A 15,934-nucleotide genomic window follows, 5' to 3' on the forward strand; every position below is an offset into this window, starting at 1 on the left:
AAAAGAAATTACATTTAATCCATAAATTCATAAATGGATCGAATTTCTCCATTCGTTTCAATGTAATGGTAAAGGTCTTGGAATTCTTTATGTCCACAAAGAGTTGAAGAATCACCTATGAGAATCAAATGTGATTTCGCACGTGTGAGAGCCACATTCAATCGTTTTGGGTTCATTAAAAATCCAATGTCTCCATCTGGGTTAGAACGAACAAAACTTAAGATCACAATTTCAGATTCCCTTCCTTGAAAGGAGTCGATAGTTTGTGTATAAAAGTTTCCATTTGCCTTCTTCGTTAATTTTTCAACCTGTCCTCTGTAAGGTGATATGACGACGGTAGAATCTTTCGGTAATCCTTTTTCAAAAAAACTTTGGATCAAATCCACTTCTATTTCATTGAAAAAACTGAGCTCCTCACCATCAGTCTCTTCCATAGAATCACTGCCAGCAGTATCGATCCAAAGAATAGGGGAATCGGATCCGAAAATTTCAGTAAATTCTGAAGAAGGTAAAATTTTTAAATCTGGGTGAGTGAATACTTTCTGATCATAATACTTGGCATTCGGAAAACCAAGGATTTCTGGTTTCATTCGAAACTGTTTGTCTAAAAAGATAATTCGTTCTCCTGAATCTTCTTCGATTGTTTTTTCTAAAAAACTATTCACTGATTCATGGTCTGGGTGGTTGTAGTTCACTGCCAATTGTTTTGGATCGCCGAAGAAAAAAGTTTTTTTCCCAGAGAAAATTGCCATATAACAACCTGGATCCACACTTTGAGTTGCTTCATCTACAAACACAAAATCAAATTTCCGGCCTTTTTTAAATTCAGTTCCAAATCCAGAAAAGGTAGATACGATGAGTTCGCTTGTATCAAGTAATTTTGTTCTAATATTGGATTCTGCTTCTCGAATGGTTTGGAGTAAAAACTTTGCTTCTTTTCGCAATTGATTTCGTTCTTCTCTTTCTTCCTTGCCAAAATTACGTTTCCAAGAATTGATTTTTTTCTGAATGGCTTTCAGTTCCGTTAGCCAATTTTGGATTTGTTTTTGGTCGGGATGGGTTTGGATGAGGTGGTCTAAATGATAATCCAACACTTCCTCCTTGATTTTTGTGGAATTCCCAAGTCGAATCACCCGGATTCCATTTCGGATCGCAAGCTCTACAATGTAATCACAAGCAAAGTTAGTCGGACAAAGTGTTAGGACAGACAATTTTTTACTTTGGATCTCCTTTACAGCTTGCATCAGTAAGGTGGTCTTTCCTGTACCTGGTGGTCCAAACACCATCCCATAATCGGCAATGGAAAAAATCCTTTCTAATGGAGGTAACTCCATTGTTTTTTTTGGTGGAGAAGGTTTATCTCCCTTCGCATACCCTAAACACCATTTGAGTTTTTTGTAAGATTCACTTTCTGTTTCATTTCTTACCTTTCCAATGATTTCATTGTACAAATCATAAGTAGTTTCCGAAAACCATTTTGAGATCGTGTAGTTTTCATTTTCCCAATCGTAATCACCCCGCACTTGGATGATGAGTTTTGAATCCCTCCATTGGTAAACATTCCCATAGATGGATTCGTTTTGGTTTTGTAGGAGGACGGGCACTCCTGGTTTCAACCAAAGTTTAGATTTGTTAGAGACAATCACTTGGAATTCAGCTCGCCAGGTATTTCCAACAAGAAAACGAAGGTCAACTAACTCTGCTGATTTGATGGATCCGGATTCCGATTCCTTTTCTAAAAAAAGATTTCGTTCCATTTCCCTTTCTTTTCCTAAAAGGGACTCGATATAATTTAATTCTTCTTCCAGTGAACCAAATGTTTGTTTTATGGCTCTTCCCATTCAATATTCTCCAAAGTAGTAAAAAAACCATTCCGAAGAAGTGGTGCAAAATCAATAAAATCGGCAGCTTTCAGAAACAAGGAATCTTCAATGGAATACGCTTGGATGAGATTATTTGCAGCTTCATCTACTTTTCCCAAGCGGCAATGGGCTCTTGCTAAAATAATCAAAGTTTCTGGATCAATTTCTTTACAATATTCGATATGCGTAAGGATTGCACTCAGTGCATTTTCTGGATCTTCTGCATCTAAATAACAAAGTGCAAGTAAATCGTAGTGGAGGAATTCCTCAGGTGCCACCATCTTAAGGGATTTTTTTAGAGAGGCAAGGGCTGAGTTAAAATCTCCTCTTGAAAAATATAAAGACCCAAGTTCTGCCCAAATGTCTTTCCTGTCAATACCACGCCCATTACTCAAATGTTCTTGAGAAAGTGCTTTTTTTAGTACTTCGATTGCTTCTTCGGATCGTTCCATATCCTTTAAGAGGGAAGCAAGTAAGAGATAGTTTTCTAAGTAAGAAGGGAATTGGATGATACTTTTTTGAAGAAGGACTTTTGCGGATTTAAATTTTTTAAGTTTAATCAAATAACGAGAGTATACAGTGATACTCAAAGGGTGAGAAGGATAGTTTTGGACAATGTCTTGGAAAACAGATTCTGTTTCTTTTGGATTACCAACAGAGTACAAACACCATGCTTTTTTCGCTTTGATTTTGATGAGAGTTGATTCGTCTTGTGTGTATGCTTCACTCTGTGCGTATAAATTAAAAGCACGAGTGAAATCCTTTTCCTCTTCCAATTGTTTCGCTTCACGGATCAGAGAAAAAAAAGGATTCATCGATTTTTTTACTTCAGGAAATCACTGATTCGCCGATGGGTAGAATAGGGAGTAAAGATTGTAAAAGGAGGTCCGATTATGGTTCCATCTACACCTATTAATCCAATCGTCAATTTGCCAAAGGAAATTTTCCAGGTACAAAACCAACTCACGGAAAAACTCATGAAGTTGGCCGTGGAAGAAAAACTGGGTCCAGTGGCAAAAAGCGAAAGGTTACTCGACATCTACTGCTAAGTATTGATTTAGGATGTTTAATCCACTCGGGTTTCTGGATTGAAGACTGGTCGTTTTCTTTCCATAAACCCACCAATTGCACTTCGGAAATCTTTGGAATCAAGCATACTTGCATTCCAAACAGCCACGTAGTCTAAACCTTCTTCAATGGATTTTCCAATCCCATGATTTAGCACTTGTTTGACCCCACGGATCACGATGGTTGGATTTTCTGCAATTTCCTCAGCCGTTTTTAGTCCAGCTTCCAATAATGAATCGAAGTCTTTGGTTACCTTTGTGACAAGACCCATCTGAAAGGCTTCACTCGCTGAGATGTCTTTTCCCGTGAGGGCAAGTTCCCTCGTATGGGCATTACCTATGAGGTGTGGGAGTCTTTGCAAAGAACCCATATCTGCGACGATTGCAACTTTGGACTCACGTAAGGAAAAAACGGCATCTTCAGACGCATAACGTATGTCACATGCAGAAACCAAATCAAGTCCACCGCCAATACAATGTTTTTGTACGAGCGCAATGGAAGGTTTTTTAGAATTATAAACGGCATTGATTCCTTTTTGCATCGTGAGGATGAGTTGGTAGAGTTTTTCTCTACCATCTGCTAATTCCCCTTGCACAACCGGTTTAAATTCTTGGAAAAACTCTTCCAAATCAAGACCTGTTGAGAAGGATTTCCCTTTTGCGGCGATCACAAATGCATGGATTTTGGGATCGGCATTGATTTCATCCACTATATCGGGAAGGTCCCGCCAAAAAGGCCAGTTCATGGCATTCCGTTTTTCCGGACGATTTAGCCAAAGGATTCCAATATTCTTTTTTCTTTCGATTGTAAAAAAAGGAGATGGGTTCATACGTTAACTTCTTCCTTTAACCAAAGTTTTTTGGAGATCATGAGATATACACCAAAGAGGATAAGGGCAATCGAGATATACTGTGACTGAGAAAATCCATGCCAGTAGTATCCAGTGAGAAAGGTTGGGTTACCATTCGCATCTGGGATATTGACGAGAGTGGGTGGGTCAAAAAAAGGAATCACCGCTTTGTTCACGCGCAAAAATTCAATGATGAGTCTTGCAAACCCATGGATGATGAGAAACTGGGCACCAATACTCCATTTCCGAAAATTTTGGTATCTTGCCCAAAATTGAAAATAGGAAAAATAACCGAAGGCCATGATGGATTCCATCACAGGAGTATTCCAAACAGGAACTCCGGATGGATGTGCTCCGTGGAATTCAAATACAAAAAAAGGAATCCTTTCGTCTGTGGCAAATCCGTAACAACCATCCCCACTCACAAAACAACCAAGTCTACCGATCGCATAACCCATGCTAATTGCTGGTATCACTGCATCATAATAGGCGCCAATATCGAGCTTATGGTAACGAAAGTATAAAGTGATAAATAACCAACCAAAAAGAAGGCCACCAAAAAACACAAGTCCACCACCGCTAAAGAGAGAAGACCATAGTCCAGGATGGCCCGGGAATCCGTTCCAATGGGTGAGAGGGTAACTGTATTTTCCATCGTAACCTGGAACATCAATGAACACTTGGTCCCATATTTCAAAGATAAAGAAAATTTTTGCCCCAATGAGTGTGCCTAAAATCCCAAGAAAAATCAACCAGTCGGAGTGGATGGGATCTAATTTTTTACGTTCTAGCTCCTTTGGGAGGAGGTAGGAACCAACAAGGAAAGCTAACATCATAAGTAGGCTGAAGGTGGAGAGACCCTCCCAGCCAAAAGGATTGGGAATCGGAATTCGATCTAACATAGGGGAAAGGGTAAAATCTTCGCTTACAGGGGAAAGGAGAATTTAAAGCAAAATAAGGGAGAAAAAGGGAGGCAAAAAATGATGAAAATTGTCTTGACTCTAGATAGTTTAATATTAAACTATCAAATATCGATCTAAGGAGATATAACTATGTTTGATATTCTATTTTCTACTTCAGGGGACATTATCCCACTTATTTTACGCATCACAGCGTTTGTTGTGATTTTCCCACACGGTGCCCAAAAACTTCTCGGTTGGTTTGGAGGATACGGATTCAAAGGAACTTATGGTTTTTTTACAGGGACCATGAAATTCCCTGGTTTCCTTGCTGTTCTCATCATCCTCGGTGAATCGTTTGGATCTGTTTTGTTACTCGTTGGATTTTTAACAAAATTTGCAGCTCTCTCGATTGCGATCATCATGTTCGGTGCTGCTTTCCTTGCACACAGACAAAACGGTTTTTTCATCAATTGGAATGGAAACCAAAAAGGAGAAGGATATGAATTCCATATTCTTGCCATCGGACTTTTACTGGCTCTCATTGTAGGCGGAGCGGGTGTGTATTCCGTTGATTTTAATTTGATCGGAAAGTTCTAATCAAAATAGATTTCAATTTCGCTGGCTCTGAATTGAGTCAGTTTCAATCATTTTAAACGATACCAACCTTTTCCTAGAGGAATCCTGCGAAGGTTGGTTTTTTTATTGGAACGAATCTTTTGTGGATGTTTCGAGATCACCATATTGACTTTGAAATTTTTTGGAACGACTACTGATTGAATGGTATCAAGATCAGTATATCCTCGGTGCATTCGCTGTTGGTGATTCAAATTTAAAAAGTGGTTTTGGCCAATTAATCTAAGTTAATGTATTCTTCCGGGTCAAGTGGAGCATCGAGACCAATGCGTACTTCGTAGTGAACATGTGCCCCCGTTGCCTTTCCCGTTTGTCCTACAAGGGCAATTTTATCCCCACGTTTCACACGGTCACCTGGGTTCACGAGGATGAGGGAGCAGTGTCCATACAAAGTAAAAAATCCATTTTCATGGTTGATCCGAACTGATTTTCCAAGACCACCAACAGCCGTATCCACTGCAATGATCCCAGGACCCGTCGCATAAATGGGTGTTCCTTCTCCAGCGGCAAAGTCAATCCCTGAGTGGTATTCTCCCACAGGCAAAATTCCAAATGGATCACTGCGATACCCAAAAGTAGAAGTGACAACACCAACACCAGGTTTTAGAGGTCGACCCCTTGGCATCGAATAAAAAATGCTCTCTCTCATGGAAAGGTAATCAATGGCATTCTGAAAATTGGGTACAAGGTTACCGAGTCTTACACCAAATTGGGTGTAGGTGGTAACAACTTGTTGGAAAAGTAAAAGATTCGAATCAAGTTCGCTTGCATCTTTTCGAAACTCTTCTTTGAGAAGATAATCTTGTGTGATCATTTCCTTTTCTGGGATTTCTTCCCAGGCAAGCAAATTGAGAGATTCAGTCATAGATTCCAATTCTTCCACAGATTCGCGGAGGTCTTTGGAGAGTAGGTCATAGAACAGAAAGGAAACAAGTTGGGTTTCTGTTTTTTTCTCTAAGGAAAGATTCCGTTCAAAAAAAAACGAAAAATAAAGGAGAAGGCCAAAGGATAATAAGACAAGTGAGATAGAAAGCCCAAAGAGAAAGCCGAGCATTCCCACTGAAATTTCAATTTGTGCCAAAGGTTTTTCATCATTGGGGATGAGGACAAAACTCACCTTTTCTCGGCTTCGGGAAATCCACTTTTGTAAGCGTTTTTTCCACCTTAAATGCGCAATTTGGAGCCTTTCGTAGGCGGTTGTGACGTAAGTTTCTGCCAATGTTCGTTATCCAGCCAATTTTTTCCTTGCCCATGCCATTTTTCAGGGGAAAGTGGATGAATCCAATATGTTTAAATTTCTCACTTCTCTTTTCAGAAAGAAAGCCGACTCTGTCGATTCCTTTTTGATGTACCCCGAGGGAAAGAGATACTATCGAGAAACTCACTCCATACGCAGGGCCAATATCGATGAAGATGCGATTAAAATCATCAATCGATTGAACAAGTTTCGTTACAAGGCCTATTTAGTCGGTGGAGGAGTCAGAGATCTGCTGATGGGCAAACGCCCAAAAGATTTTGACATTGTCACTAGTGCGACACCAAACCAAATCAAAAGGATCTTCAATAACTGCCGGATCATCGGTAAACGATTTAAAATTGTACACATCATTTTTAAAGGCAAAATTATTGAAGTCTCTACGTTCCGATCATTACCGGAACATCGTTTGGAAAAACACAAAGCAGAAAACGATTATCTCATCAAGCGGGACAATTCCTTCGGTACAGCAAAGGAAGACGCGGCAAGACGCGACTTTACCATCAATTCGCTGTTTTACGATCCTAAAAACGATTCCATTTTGGATTACGTTGGTGGGTTTGAAGACATTCAAAAGAAAATTGTTAGGGTCATCGGTGATCCAGACATTTCCTTTAAAGAAGATCCAGTTCGTATGTTACGAGCCGTTAAATTTTCTGTATTACTAGGACTCGACATCGAGAAAAAAACCAAACTAGCAATTAAAAAGAACCGTTTGGAACTCGAAAAATCGTCCACAGCAAGGTTATTGGAAGAGTACAACAAAATGTTTCGTACATGGAAAACTTCCATCATCTTTGAAGGGTTAGCTGAAAACCATCTACTCGATGTTTTATTCAAAGAACCTGCTGATAAATTAAGGAAAACAGATCCAGAATGGCGTGAACATTTTATGGACACACCACTCGGTAAAAGACTCGCTGTGACTGATAAACTTCTTTCTGCAAGGGAAGAAATGACACCCGCGATCTTTTATTCATTAATTTTTTACGATATCGTAAAAGACCTCTATGAAAATGATCGTGGTCACCTAGCGCATAACATCAAAGAGAGTTTGATGCCTGTATTTGAGCGTATGGGAATTCCGAAACGTGAACAAGATAATTTAGTTAAAATTTTTATCAGCCAACCTCGTTTCCAAGTCACAGACGACGAAAAAGAAAGGCAAAATTCTTTCTTCAAAAAGAAGGACTATTTTTACGATGCGTTTATGGTGTATAAGATTGTTGCCATTTCCGAAAACAATGAATCTGCCGTTCAAACTGCATTCTTTTGGGAAATCTCACTCAGGCAAAGACCAAAACCGGATAGCCATCAATTTGGCCAACAGAATCGTAAAAAAGAAGGGAACAAAAAGCGCCCACCAAGAAAAAAACACAGGGACCGAAGGGGTGGAGGGAATCCTAACCAAAACACAACCCAGGAACCCAATTCTAGTGAATTAGAGGAACCAAAAGGTTTCGTTTCGGAGAAAAAAATCGAAGATGCGAATCCAGGGGACAATTAGTTCATAAAAATTAAAACAACTGCTTGTAGAAAAAGTGTTTCCATCGTCTGATATGATTAGATGGGAACACATTCTTCATTAGCAAGAGTCATTCTACTCGAAGATGATCCAACAATTTCTTTATTGTACGATGGTATTTTACGAAAGCAAGGTATGGAAGTAACTTGTTTTTCTGATATAGAACCAGCCATCCAATTCTTAACTGAAAATCACTTACAAAATCAAAATATTGTCATAACTGACTTACAACTTCCCAGTGGGAATGGTTTGGATTTTGTTAGAGAAATTCGAAAAGTGAATAAACACATTCCAATTTTGGTGATTACCTCAACGGAAGATCCAAAACAGATCATAGAAGTCATGAAGGAACATGTGCAGGAATACCTAATCAAACCTGTGATACCCAGTGAATTACTCTCACGAATTCAATACCAATTATCAAATAAAGAAGATGTGTATGTTTATTCTGATTATGAAAGGGAAAAAATCATATCTTTAGAAAAATTATTGGAATGGTATAGTTACAAAAATACACGAATTAAAAAAGGAGATTTGAATACGAATGAATTACACAAAAACCTTTTTTATGGACTTAGGACAAGTTTAGCGCAAGGTGCTGGTTTTGGAGTATTAACTCAGTTGATAGATCTCATCAAAGCTATGCCAAAGGCCGAAAATGGTGGAGTTATCTTAGATTTAGAAATTTTGAATATTTTAGATGAAAACGCCATTTATTCGAAGAAAGTATTGGATCGATTTGCTGAAATTGAAGATGTCATTTTTGATAGGGTAGAGATTGAGGAAGTATCACCGATTCAATTATTCAATGAAATAATAAAATTAAAAGAGGAAATTCAACCTCTATTGCAATTAAAAGATCAAATTCTGTTAATTCCTGAATACAAAGGATCAAATCAAAATTCAAAAATGATTAAATGGAATGCAAAATATTTCAAAAATATTTTATTAGAGCTACTATTGAATGCAATGAGATTTTCTAAAAATTCTAGTAAGATCTATTTCCTCTTTAATTTTAATTCTGATGGGATTTACCTATCGACTATAAATTCATATGCAGAAGAAGAATTCTCAGAGAAGGGAATATCAAATGATTATTTAGAATTAATCTTTGAACCATTTTTTAGAATTACAAAGAATATTTATGAAAAGCACGGTTCTTTAGATTTTGGAATTGGATTAAGTTTCGTCAAACAAACGATTGAAAAATTTGGCGGCACAATCACTGCTCTTAATTTGGTAGACCATACAAACGATTCAAAGGAAACCAAAATTGAATTCAAAATTTTCTTACCTTATTCTTCTTCACTGAAATGAAGGAAACCTTTGTTTTTGGGAACATAGGTTTTTCCTTCATTTAAGAATTTTGTCCCTGGTTTTCCTTTTACAAACCGACCAATCATTGTCACGGGAAGGGAAGCGATTTGATTCGGTAGGATGTCTGGTGATAAAAACAAAAGTTCTAGTTCTTCACCAGAACCAAGACAAGCGTCTAATCCAAGTTTTTTAACAGCTAATGAGTGTAAGGGGACAGATTCTATCTGGATGATGAGTTTTCCTTTAGAGGCAAGTGCCAACCTCTCGGAATCTTGGATCAGTCCATCAGTAATGTCCATACAAGCATGGATTGTATACTTAGAGAGTGGTTTTTGTAGGATATGTCTCGATTTTGGCAAAAGGTGTTTTTCAATTGATTCTTTGAAACCTCTGCCCTGCCATTTTTTTTTCAAACTTTGGTAACCGAGTAAGCTTTGTCCCAAATCCCCCGTGATATAAAGGTAATCTCCTGGTTTTCCCCCAGAACGAAGCCAAGGTTTTTTAACAGTCCCTACAACCGTAAGAGTCAATTGGGTGGTGGGAGAGGAAAAGGTGTCGCCACCGGCTAGTTTCATTCCATATTGGTGGAGTGAATTGCGTAAAGCTTTGGAAAATGCCAATACCCATTCTTTTTTTCGAGATGTGGGCGAGAGGCCTAAGTTTAAAAAACACTCTTTGGGAACTCCACCCGAAGCTGTGATGTCGGATACATTCACTTCGACAAGTTTTCCTGCAAGAACCTCTGGACTTGACCATTTGTGAAGGAAATGGGTTCCCTCCGAAAGCGAATCCGTTGTCACAAGGCGGTCCGGTGCCAGAAAATAACAATCGTCTTCTGGGGGAGGGATATGCCCAAATAAACTGCGTATAATGTCTGATTCTTTCAAAGCTTCGTTTCCAATAAATTTGTTTGACCCGTTGTGAAAACCGAAAATCCTGACATAAAAGAGGAAAATCTCGTACTTATGGAACTATTGTCTAAAGCCCACAAGACCCCTTCTATTGCAAAAGAAGCCGTACAAAAACAGTGGTTTGTTGTGGACGCAACTGATAAAACTCTCGGAAGATTGGCAAGTCAAGTCGCTTCCAGGCTGCGCGGAAAACACAAATCTACATTCACTCCAAACCAGGATTGTGGAGATAACATCATCATCGTTAATGCTTCTAAAGTGGCTGTTACTGGTCGCAAAAGAGAACAAAAAATTTATTACCACCACTCAAGATACCCAGGTGGTATGACTGCCATCGCTTTCCACAAACTCATCCAAGAGAACCCAGAAAGAGTGATCATGGAAGCAGTGAAAGGAATGTTACCTAAATCTAAGTTAGGTGACCAAATGTTAAAAAATTGCCGCGTATTCGCAGGTAATGACCACAACCTAGGTGCACAAAAGCCCCTAAAACTGGAGTTAAAATAAGATGGCGCAAAAAGCAGTTTGGGCTGTAGGCCGACGCAAAACATCTGTTGCACGTGCGAAAATCGCATCGGGAACAGGAAAAATCACAGTGAATCATAAAGATGTAAACGATTACATTAAAAACGGAGAACATTTAGTTCGCCGTGCACTTGAGCCTCTACTTGTTTTAGAAGCTCGTGACAAATACGACATTGCTCTCAACGTAACAGGTGGTGGAGTGATTGGACAAGTCGGAGCGATTCGTCACGCTGTAGCGCGCGCACTTGTTGCTTTCAATGAGTCACTCAAACCGACTTTGAAAAAAGAAGGATTTCTCACTCGTGATAGCCGTATGGTGGAACGTAAAAAATACGGTCTACACAAAGCACGCCGGGGAACTCAGTTCTCAAAACGTTAATCGGAAATCTCCTCTTTTTTTCCGATACGAGAAGCCTCCTTCGGGAGGCTTTTTTTTTCTTCTCCGTCTAACACTTACCATCTATGAACAAAATCATCTTTTACCTTGCCTTCGCCTTTGGAACCTTTGCTAGCAGTTGTTTTTTATACTCGATTGTGATTTTTTCTCAGACACTAACGGTGGTTAAGGGATTTTCTGGGATTGTATTTTTCTTTTTGTTTTTACCGTTTCCTTTATTCTTTTTGTATACTGGGTATTTACTCGATCGGTATTCCAAAAAATGGGTAGTTGTGTGTTTTCAGTTTTTTTTATTTTTATCAGCACTGCTTCTTGGAGGAGGGATTTGGATATTTGAAGCCTATCCCTATTTACTATTACCTCTCGCATTTATCAACGGGATCGGAATGACAACGGTATTACCGGGACGAATGGCACTGCTTCGTGAGGTAATGGAATCCCATAAACTTGTCTTTCATACCATCGCCGGCAATTTACTCCTAATTTTTTCCTTTGGGATGAGTCCACTTGCCGTTGGATGGTATCGGGAATTTGAATCCTATTCCCAATTGTTTCTTGTTCTAGCGGGATTACATGCCGTTTCCATGGTCGCCTTTACATTGTTAAGTTCTAAACATAAGGAAAGTTTTTCCACAACTCAAGCAGTAAATTTTAAATCAAATGCAAACGATCCGACGAGTAGAGAAGAAAACAAAGGAATCCAAACTTCGGAGATACCTTCTCTTTCTGGTAGTCTCAAATTGGTATTACATTTTTTAAAAGAAGACAGAGTTTCAAGACAAGTGATGTGGGTTGCTGTGTTTAGTATGCTTGCCCTTGGTCCAATCCAAGTTGTTCTCCCTCAGTATGTGAAACAAGAACTGGGTCTTGGGGAACTTGCACGTGGGTCGGTCCTTGTATTCCTCGGTCCAGGTTTATTCCTTGGCGGAATCCTCACAATCCTCTTCCATCACCTCGAACGAAAGGGTTTGGTTTTACTATCCGTGTTTGCATGTTCTTCTGTTTTCTTTTTGGGATTTATCCCTTTTTATGATGCAAGGGCGACTTCGTTTTTTTTGTTTTGTTTTGGAGTATCCGGTGGAATCCTTTCTAGCCTTATGCCTGCCATTTTACAAAAACGCGCAGAAGATGGACTCCGAGGTAGGATCCTTTCCCTATATACCGTGTGTTTCCAATTCACTCCAGCAGTTTCTGGTTTTTTTGCAAGTGTCATGAGTGACCATGCGGGAAGTTTTTGGACCTTCATTGGTTTTGGACTAAGTTTTCTTTTGATTTCTTTGTTTTCCTTCCTGAGGTATACGGAATTACGTCAAAGTTAATTTCGAATTTCCTTGCCCTAGGAGGCAAATCCGATTTCCGTGTAAGTGTATGAAGTTCAAATCGGTCCAAGAAATCGCAAGGTTGTACACGAACTATTTCCAAGAGAAAGGGCACACAATTGTGCCATCTTCTAGCCTCATCCCAAAAGGGGATCCCACATTATTATTTACCACTGCAGGTATGGTGCAGTTCAAACCACTCTTCACTGGGGCTGTAGAATTACCATACACAAGGGCTGCCTCCATTCAAAAATGTGTTCGTACCACTGATTTGGAAGTTGTCGGTAAAACAGAAAGGCATTGTACATTTTTTGAAATGTTAGGAAATTTTTCCTTTGGTGATTATTTTAAAAAAGAAGCCATCGAATACGCGTTAGATTTTTCCTTAAACAAATTAGAAATTCCAAAAGATAAAATTTGGGTCACAATTTACTTAGATGATGATGAAGCTAAAAAGATTTGGATGGATGCCGGGATTCCTGAAGAACGAATTGTAAGGCTTGGAAAAAAAGATAATTTTTGGGGCCCTGCTGGTGACAGTGGTGCCTGTGGTCCTTGTTCGGAATTGTATTTGGATAGGGGGCCAGAAAAAGGAGGCCCTAATTGTGGCAACAACCCCAATTGCAAACCTGGTTGTGATTGTGATCGTTACTTAGAGTATTGGAATTTAGTTTTTAACCAATTCAACCAAACGGTTTCGGGGGAATTACTCCCTTTGAAACAAACTGGGATTGATACAGGTTCCGGTCTTGAACGTGTGGCCATGTTATTACAAGAAGTAGACTCGGTGTATGATACCGATGAGTTAAAGTCCATCATCAAACAAATTGAAACCCTTTCTGGTTATAAATATGACGAAACCACCAAACAATCGTTTCGTGTGATTACTGACCATTCTCGTTCTGTATTTTTTTCACTTGGTGATGGGATTTACCCAGACCGTACGGGGCGTGGGTATGTGATCCGCCGTCTCATTAGGCGTGCTTCCCTTTTTGCCAGAAAACTTGGAATCCACGAACCATTTTTATACAAATTGGTTAGCACATTAAAGGATTTGTATTCGGTCCGTTACCCCGAATTAAAAGACAAAGCAAAAGACATCGAATCTATCTTCAAAAAAGAAGAAGAACTATTCCTTCATACACTTGAAGTGGGCCTTGAGGAATTAGAATCGGTTTTAGACCATCTGAAAAAAGAAAAACAAACAGTTGTTACAGGAAAAGAAGGGTTCCGTTTATATTCTACTTATGGGTTCCCAAGAGAGATGACAAAGGAACTTGTCGAAGAACGAGGGTTTTCTTTTGACGACAAAGGATTTGAAGAGGAATTGGAAAAAGACCGAGACTTGTCACGTGCAAGTTGGAAAGGAAAAAAAATCCAATACCTGACTGGTCTTACCGTTTCTCCTGAATTAAAAACAGAATTTTTAGGTTATACGGAATCAAAATCGAAATCAAAGGTCCTTTATTTGTTTGTGGATGGAAAATCCGTTCCGTCTGCCAAACAAGGGGAAGAGGCCGTGATTGTTCTCGACAAAACTCCTTTTTATGCAGAAGGCGGTGGTCAGATTGGTGACACTGGTTACTTAAAAAAAGAAGGTTTCCAATTCCAGGTCCAAGATACTCAAAAAGAAAATGATACATTCTTACATATGGGAATGATTTTAAAAGGAAATCTTTCTGTGGGTGAGGTCGTCGATTCTGAAATTGAAGTGGAACGTAGACAAAATCTAGCAAACCATCACTCCGGCACACATTTGTTAAATGGTGCACTCCGAAGGATTCTTGGAACTCATGTGTCTCAAAAAGGATCCATCGTATCATCTGATTACTTACGATTTGATTTTTCTCATCCGAAAGCTCTCTCCAAGGAAGAAATCATCCAAATAGAAACAGATGTCAACGAAGCTGTAAACCAAGAGATCCCAGTCAAAACTGAAGTATTGAGTCTTGACGAGGCCAAAGGGTCGGGTGCCCTTTCTATGTTTGATGAAAAATATGGAAGTGTTGTCCGAGTGATTTCAATGGGTGATAAATCCAAAGAATTTTGCGGGGGGACTCATGTATCCAATACCAAAGAGATTGGATTTTTTGCCATCGTGAAAGAAGGAAGCCCTGGAGCAGGTAACAGAAGGATTGAAGCAATTTGTGGTGAATCTGTTGTGAGTTATTTTTTACACCAATTCCAAACCTTGGCATCCAAAATTGAAACCCATAACTTAACCACAAAAGAAACGTTTGGTGACCTAAAAGAATATGGAATTACAAAAGAGGTTCCGTCTCCAGAATCATTACAATCGATGTTTCTTCGAGAGGGTAAAGGGATCGTAACTCGGCTTCGCAAACTTCGGGAAGAATTAGAGAATGAATTGGACGAGAAGTCCAGTGCTCTTTTCAAAGCCAAAAAGAAGAGGGAACAAGAAAATTTTCAAATGAATCCTGAACTTGTGGATGGATTGTTACAAAAAGCACACAAGTTCCCGAAAGGCAAGGTGGTGACAGAATTGTTTCCTTCTGTAGATGCAAAGTCTCTTAAAGATTTAGCGGACTCACTCAAAGCCAAGGAACCAGAAATACTATGTTTGTTTGGAACAACGGAAGGGGAAACATCTACCCTTGTATTTATGTGTAATAAGGTTTTGAATGAACGTGGGATCCACTGTGGAGATATGCTCAAAGAAACCTTAGTTATGTTAGATGGGAAAGGTGGCGGACGACCAGATATGGCTCAAGGTGGTGGTAAAAAACCTGAATCCGTTGCCAAGTCATTGGAGTTTGCCCTTTCCCTTGCAAAAACAAAATTATCGTAATAAGAATTTGGAGAATCAAAATGGCACAAGACCCTTCCTTTGACATTGTATCGAAACTCGATCGACCTGAATTACAAAACGCGGTCTCCCAAGCAATGACGGAGATCCAAACACGTTTTGATTTTAAAGGATCCAATTCCGAAATTAAAATCACAGACGATCAGTTGGTATTAACTTCTGAAAACGAAATCAAACTTAAACAAGTGATTGATGTCCTTACGACCAAAATGGCAAAACGGGGGATCAGCCTCAAAGCCTTTGATTTTGATTCCAAAATAGAAGCGGCCACAGGGCAAACGGTTCGGATGAAGGTGAAAATCCAGAATGGATTGGACAAAGAACAAACCAAACAAATCACAACCCTCATCAAAGACCAAAAATTAAAAGTGCAAGCAACGATCCAAGGGGATTCGGTGCGAGTGGTGGGCAAAAAGAAGGACGATTTGCAGGAAGTGATGGCAGCGATCCGCAATGCAAATTTTAATTTTGATGCCAATTTTACGAACTTTAAAGGATAATTTCTGACAGAATAGAAAGCTTCTCTCGCTTCCAATTTTTTTC

The 15,934-nt window shown here is 39.3% G+C and carries 15 protein-coding genes; 9 read left to right on the forward strand and 6 right to left on the reverse strand.

The features are described from left to right. Positions 1-14 precede the first annotated feature (14 nt). Together EHQ43_RS16760 and EHQ43_RS16765 are read right to left on the reverse strand one after the other, a co-directional pair. Positions 15-1,841, reverse strand: coding sequence for an AAA domain-containing protein (locus EHQ43_RS16760; RefSeq protein ID WP_135771782.1), 1,827 nt, complete (start codon positions 1,839-1,841; stop codon positions 15-17). Continuing rightward, positions 1,826-2,677, reverse strand: a complete 852-nt coding sequence (locus tag EHQ43_RS16765) for a tetratricopeptide repeat protein (RefSeq protein WP_135771783.1) — start codon at positions 2,675-2,677, stop codon at positions 1,826-1,828. The genes EHQ43_RS16760 and EHQ43_RS16765 overlap by 16 nt, the downstream gene beginning before the upstream one ends. Before the next feature lie 78 nt (positions 2,678-2,755). Between EHQ43_RS16765 and EHQ43_RS19615 the strand changes: the two genes are divergently transcribed. Then, the gene (locus tag EHQ43_RS19615) at positions 2,756-2,911 is read left to right on the forward strand and encodes a hypothetical protein (RefSeq protein WP_167481811.1); all 156 of its coding nucleotides are present in this window, start codon (positions 2,756-2,758) and stop codon (positions 2,909-2,911) included. A gap of 17 nt (positions 2,912-2,928) precedes the next feature. Here EHQ43_RS19615 and EHQ43_RS16770 read toward each other — a convergent pair whose 3' ends face one another. Together EHQ43_RS16770 and EHQ43_RS16775 are read right to left on the reverse strand one after the other, a co-directional pair. Further along, positions 2,929-3,759 (reverse strand): crotonase/enoyl-CoA hydratase family protein, encoded by an 831-nt coding sequence (locus tag EHQ43_RS16770; RefSeq protein ID WP_135771784.1) that lies wholly within the window; start codon positions 3,757-3,759, stop codon positions 2,929-2,931. After that, positions 3,756-4,682 (reverse strand): prolipoprotein diacylglyceryl transferase, encoded by a 927-nt coding sequence (locus EHQ43_RS16775; RefSeq protein WP_135741696.1) that lies wholly within the window; start codon positions 4,680-4,682, stop codon positions 3,756-3,758. Before EHQ43_RS16775 ends, EHQ43_RS16770 begins: the two co-directional genes overlap by 4 nt. Positions 4,683-4,832: 150 nt before the next feature. Between EHQ43_RS16775 and EHQ43_RS16780 the strand changes: the two genes are divergently transcribed. Further along, positions 4,833-5,279, forward strand: coding sequence for a DoxX family protein (locus EHQ43_RS16780; protein ID WP_015678844.1), 447 nt, complete (start codon positions 4,833-4,835; stop codon positions 5,277-5,279). Positions 5,280-5,532: 253 nt separating this feature from the next. Here the strand turns inward: EHQ43_RS16780 and EHQ43_RS16785 are convergent, their stop codons facing one another. Further along, positions 5,533-6,534 (reverse strand): M23 family metallopeptidase, encoded by a 1,002-nt coding sequence (locus EHQ43_RS16785; protein ID WP_135741697.1) that lies wholly within the window; start codon positions 6,532-6,534, stop codon positions 5,533-5,535. A gap of 67 nt (positions 6,535-6,601) precedes the next feature. Here EHQ43_RS16785 and pcnB point away from each other — a divergent pair, with 67 nt between their 5' ends. Next, a complete protein-coding gene (gene pcnB, locus EHQ43_RS16790; protein WP_135741698.1) occupies positions 6,602-8,077 on the forward strand; it encodes a polynucleotide adenylyltransferase PcnB in 1,476 nt (491 codons plus the stop codon). A gap of 60 nt (positions 8,078-8,137) precedes the next feature. After that, positions 8,138-9,412 carry a hybrid sensor histidine kinase/response regulator gene (locus EHQ43_RS16795; RefSeq protein WP_135741699.1) on the forward strand — a complete coding sequence of 425 codons (1,275 nt, stop codon included), beginning with the start codon at positions 8,138-8,140 and terminating at the stop codon, positions 9,410-9,412. Here the strand turns inward: EHQ43_RS16795 and thiL are convergent. Next, positions 9,391-10,299, reverse strand: coding sequence for a thiamine-phosphate kinase (gene thiL, locus EHQ43_RS16800; protein ID WP_135754903.1), 909 nt, complete (start codon positions 10,297-10,299; stop codon positions 9,391-9,393). The two genes, EHQ43_RS16795 and thiL, sit on opposite strands and share 22 nt — an antisense overlap. A gap of 78 nt (positions 10,300-10,377) precedes the next feature. On the opposite strand from thiL, the gene rplM reads away from it, so the two are divergent. The 5 genes from rplM to EHQ43_RS16825 all read left to right on the forward strand — a co-directional run bounded on the left by rplM (position 10,378) and on the right by EHQ43_RS16825 (position 15,891). Continuing rightward, a complete protein-coding gene (gene rplM, locus EHQ43_RS16805) occupies positions 10,378-10,830 on the forward strand; it encodes a 50S ribosomal protein L13 (RefSeq protein WP_015675928.1) in 453 nt (150 codons plus the stop codon). 1 nt (position 10,831) lies between these two features. Beyond that, positions 10,832-11,227: a 30S ribosomal protein S9 gene (gene rpsI / locus EHQ43_RS16810; protein WP_135741701.1), complete on the forward strand. Its 396-nt coding sequence runs from the start codon at positions 10,832-10,834 to the stop codon at positions 11,225-11,227. Positions 11,228-11,310: 83 nt separating this feature from the next. Further along, complete coding sequence (locus tag EHQ43_RS16815) at positions 11,311-12,564, forward strand: MFS transporter (RefSeq protein ID WP_135771785.1); 1,254 nt, start codon at positions 11,311-11,313, stop codon at positions 12,562-12,564. 49 nt (positions 12,565-12,613) lie between these two features. Continuing rightward, on the forward strand, positions 12,614-15,373 hold the full coding sequence (gene alaS, locus EHQ43_RS16820; RefSeq protein WP_135771786.1) for an alanine--tRNA ligase: 2,760 nt from the start codon (positions 12,614-12,616) through the stop codon (positions 15,371-15,373). Positions 15,374-15,393: 20 nt separating this feature from the next. Further along, the gene (locus tag EHQ43_RS16825; RefSeq protein WP_135641285.1) at positions 15,394-15,891 is read left to right on the forward strand and encodes a YajQ family cyclic di-GMP-binding protein; all 498 of its coding nucleotides are present in this window, start codon (positions 15,394-15,396) and stop codon (positions 15,889-15,891) included. Positions 15,892-15,934: the final 43 nt, after the last annotated feature.

Source organism: Leptospira bouyouniensis (assembly GCF_004769525.1).
Lineage (GTDB): Bacteria > Spirochaetota > Leptospiria > Leptospirales > Leptospiraceae > Leptospira_A > Leptospira_A bouyouniensis.

Bases quoted from the DNA above. Each gene is read 5' to 3' on its own strand.
- EHQ43_RS16760 (WP_135771782.1), bottom strand. From the start codon at position 1,841: ATGGGAAGAGCCATAAAACAAACATTTGGTTCACTGGAAGAAGAATTA.
- EHQ43_RS16765 (WP_135771783.1), bottom strand. From the start codon at position 2,677: ATGAATCCTTTTTTTTCTCTGATCCGTGAAGCGAAACAATTGGAAGAG.
- EHQ43_RS16770 (WP_135771784.1), bottom strand. From the start codon at position 3,759: ATGAACCCATCTCCTTTTTTTACAATCGAAAGAAAAAAGAATATTGGA.
- EHQ43_RS16795 (WP_135741699.1), top strand. From the start codon at position 8,138: ATGGGAACACATTCTTCATTAGCAAGAGTCATTCTACTCGAAGATGAT.
- alaS (WP_135771786.1), top strand. From the start codon at position 12,614: ATGAAGTTCAAATCGGTCCAAGAAATCGCAAGGTTGTACACGAACTAT.
- EHQ43_RS19615 (WP_167481811.1), top strand. From the start codon at position 2,756: ATGGTTCCATCTACACCTATTAATCCAATCGTCAATTTGCCAAAGGAA.
- pcnB (WP_135741698.1), top strand. From the start codon at position 6,602: ATGTTTAAATTTCTCACTTCTCTTTTCAGAAAGAAAGCCGACTCTGTC.
- EHQ43_RS16775 (WP_135741696.1), bottom strand. From the start codon at position 4,682: ATGTTAGATCGAATTCCGATTCCCAATCCTTTTGGCTGGGAGGGTCTC.
- EHQ43_RS16825 (WP_135641285.1), top strand. From the start codon at position 15,394: ATGGCACAAGACCCTTCCTTTGACATTGTATCGAAACTCGATCGACCT.
- EHQ43_RS16780 (WP_015678844.1), top strand. From the start codon at position 4,833: ATGTTTGATATTCTATTTTCTACTTCAGGGGACATTATCCCACTTATT.
- rpsI (WP_135741701.1), top strand. From the start codon at position 10,832: ATGGCGCAAAAAGCAGTTTGGGCTGTAGGCCGACGCAAAACATCTGTT.
- rplM (WP_015675928.1), top strand. From the start codon at position 10,378: ATGGAACTATTGTCTAAAGCCCACAAGACCCCTTCTATTGCAAAAGAA.
- EHQ43_RS16815 (WP_135771785.1), top strand. From the start codon at position 11,311: ATGAACAAAATCATCTTTTACCTTGCCTTCGCCTTTGGAACCTTTGCT.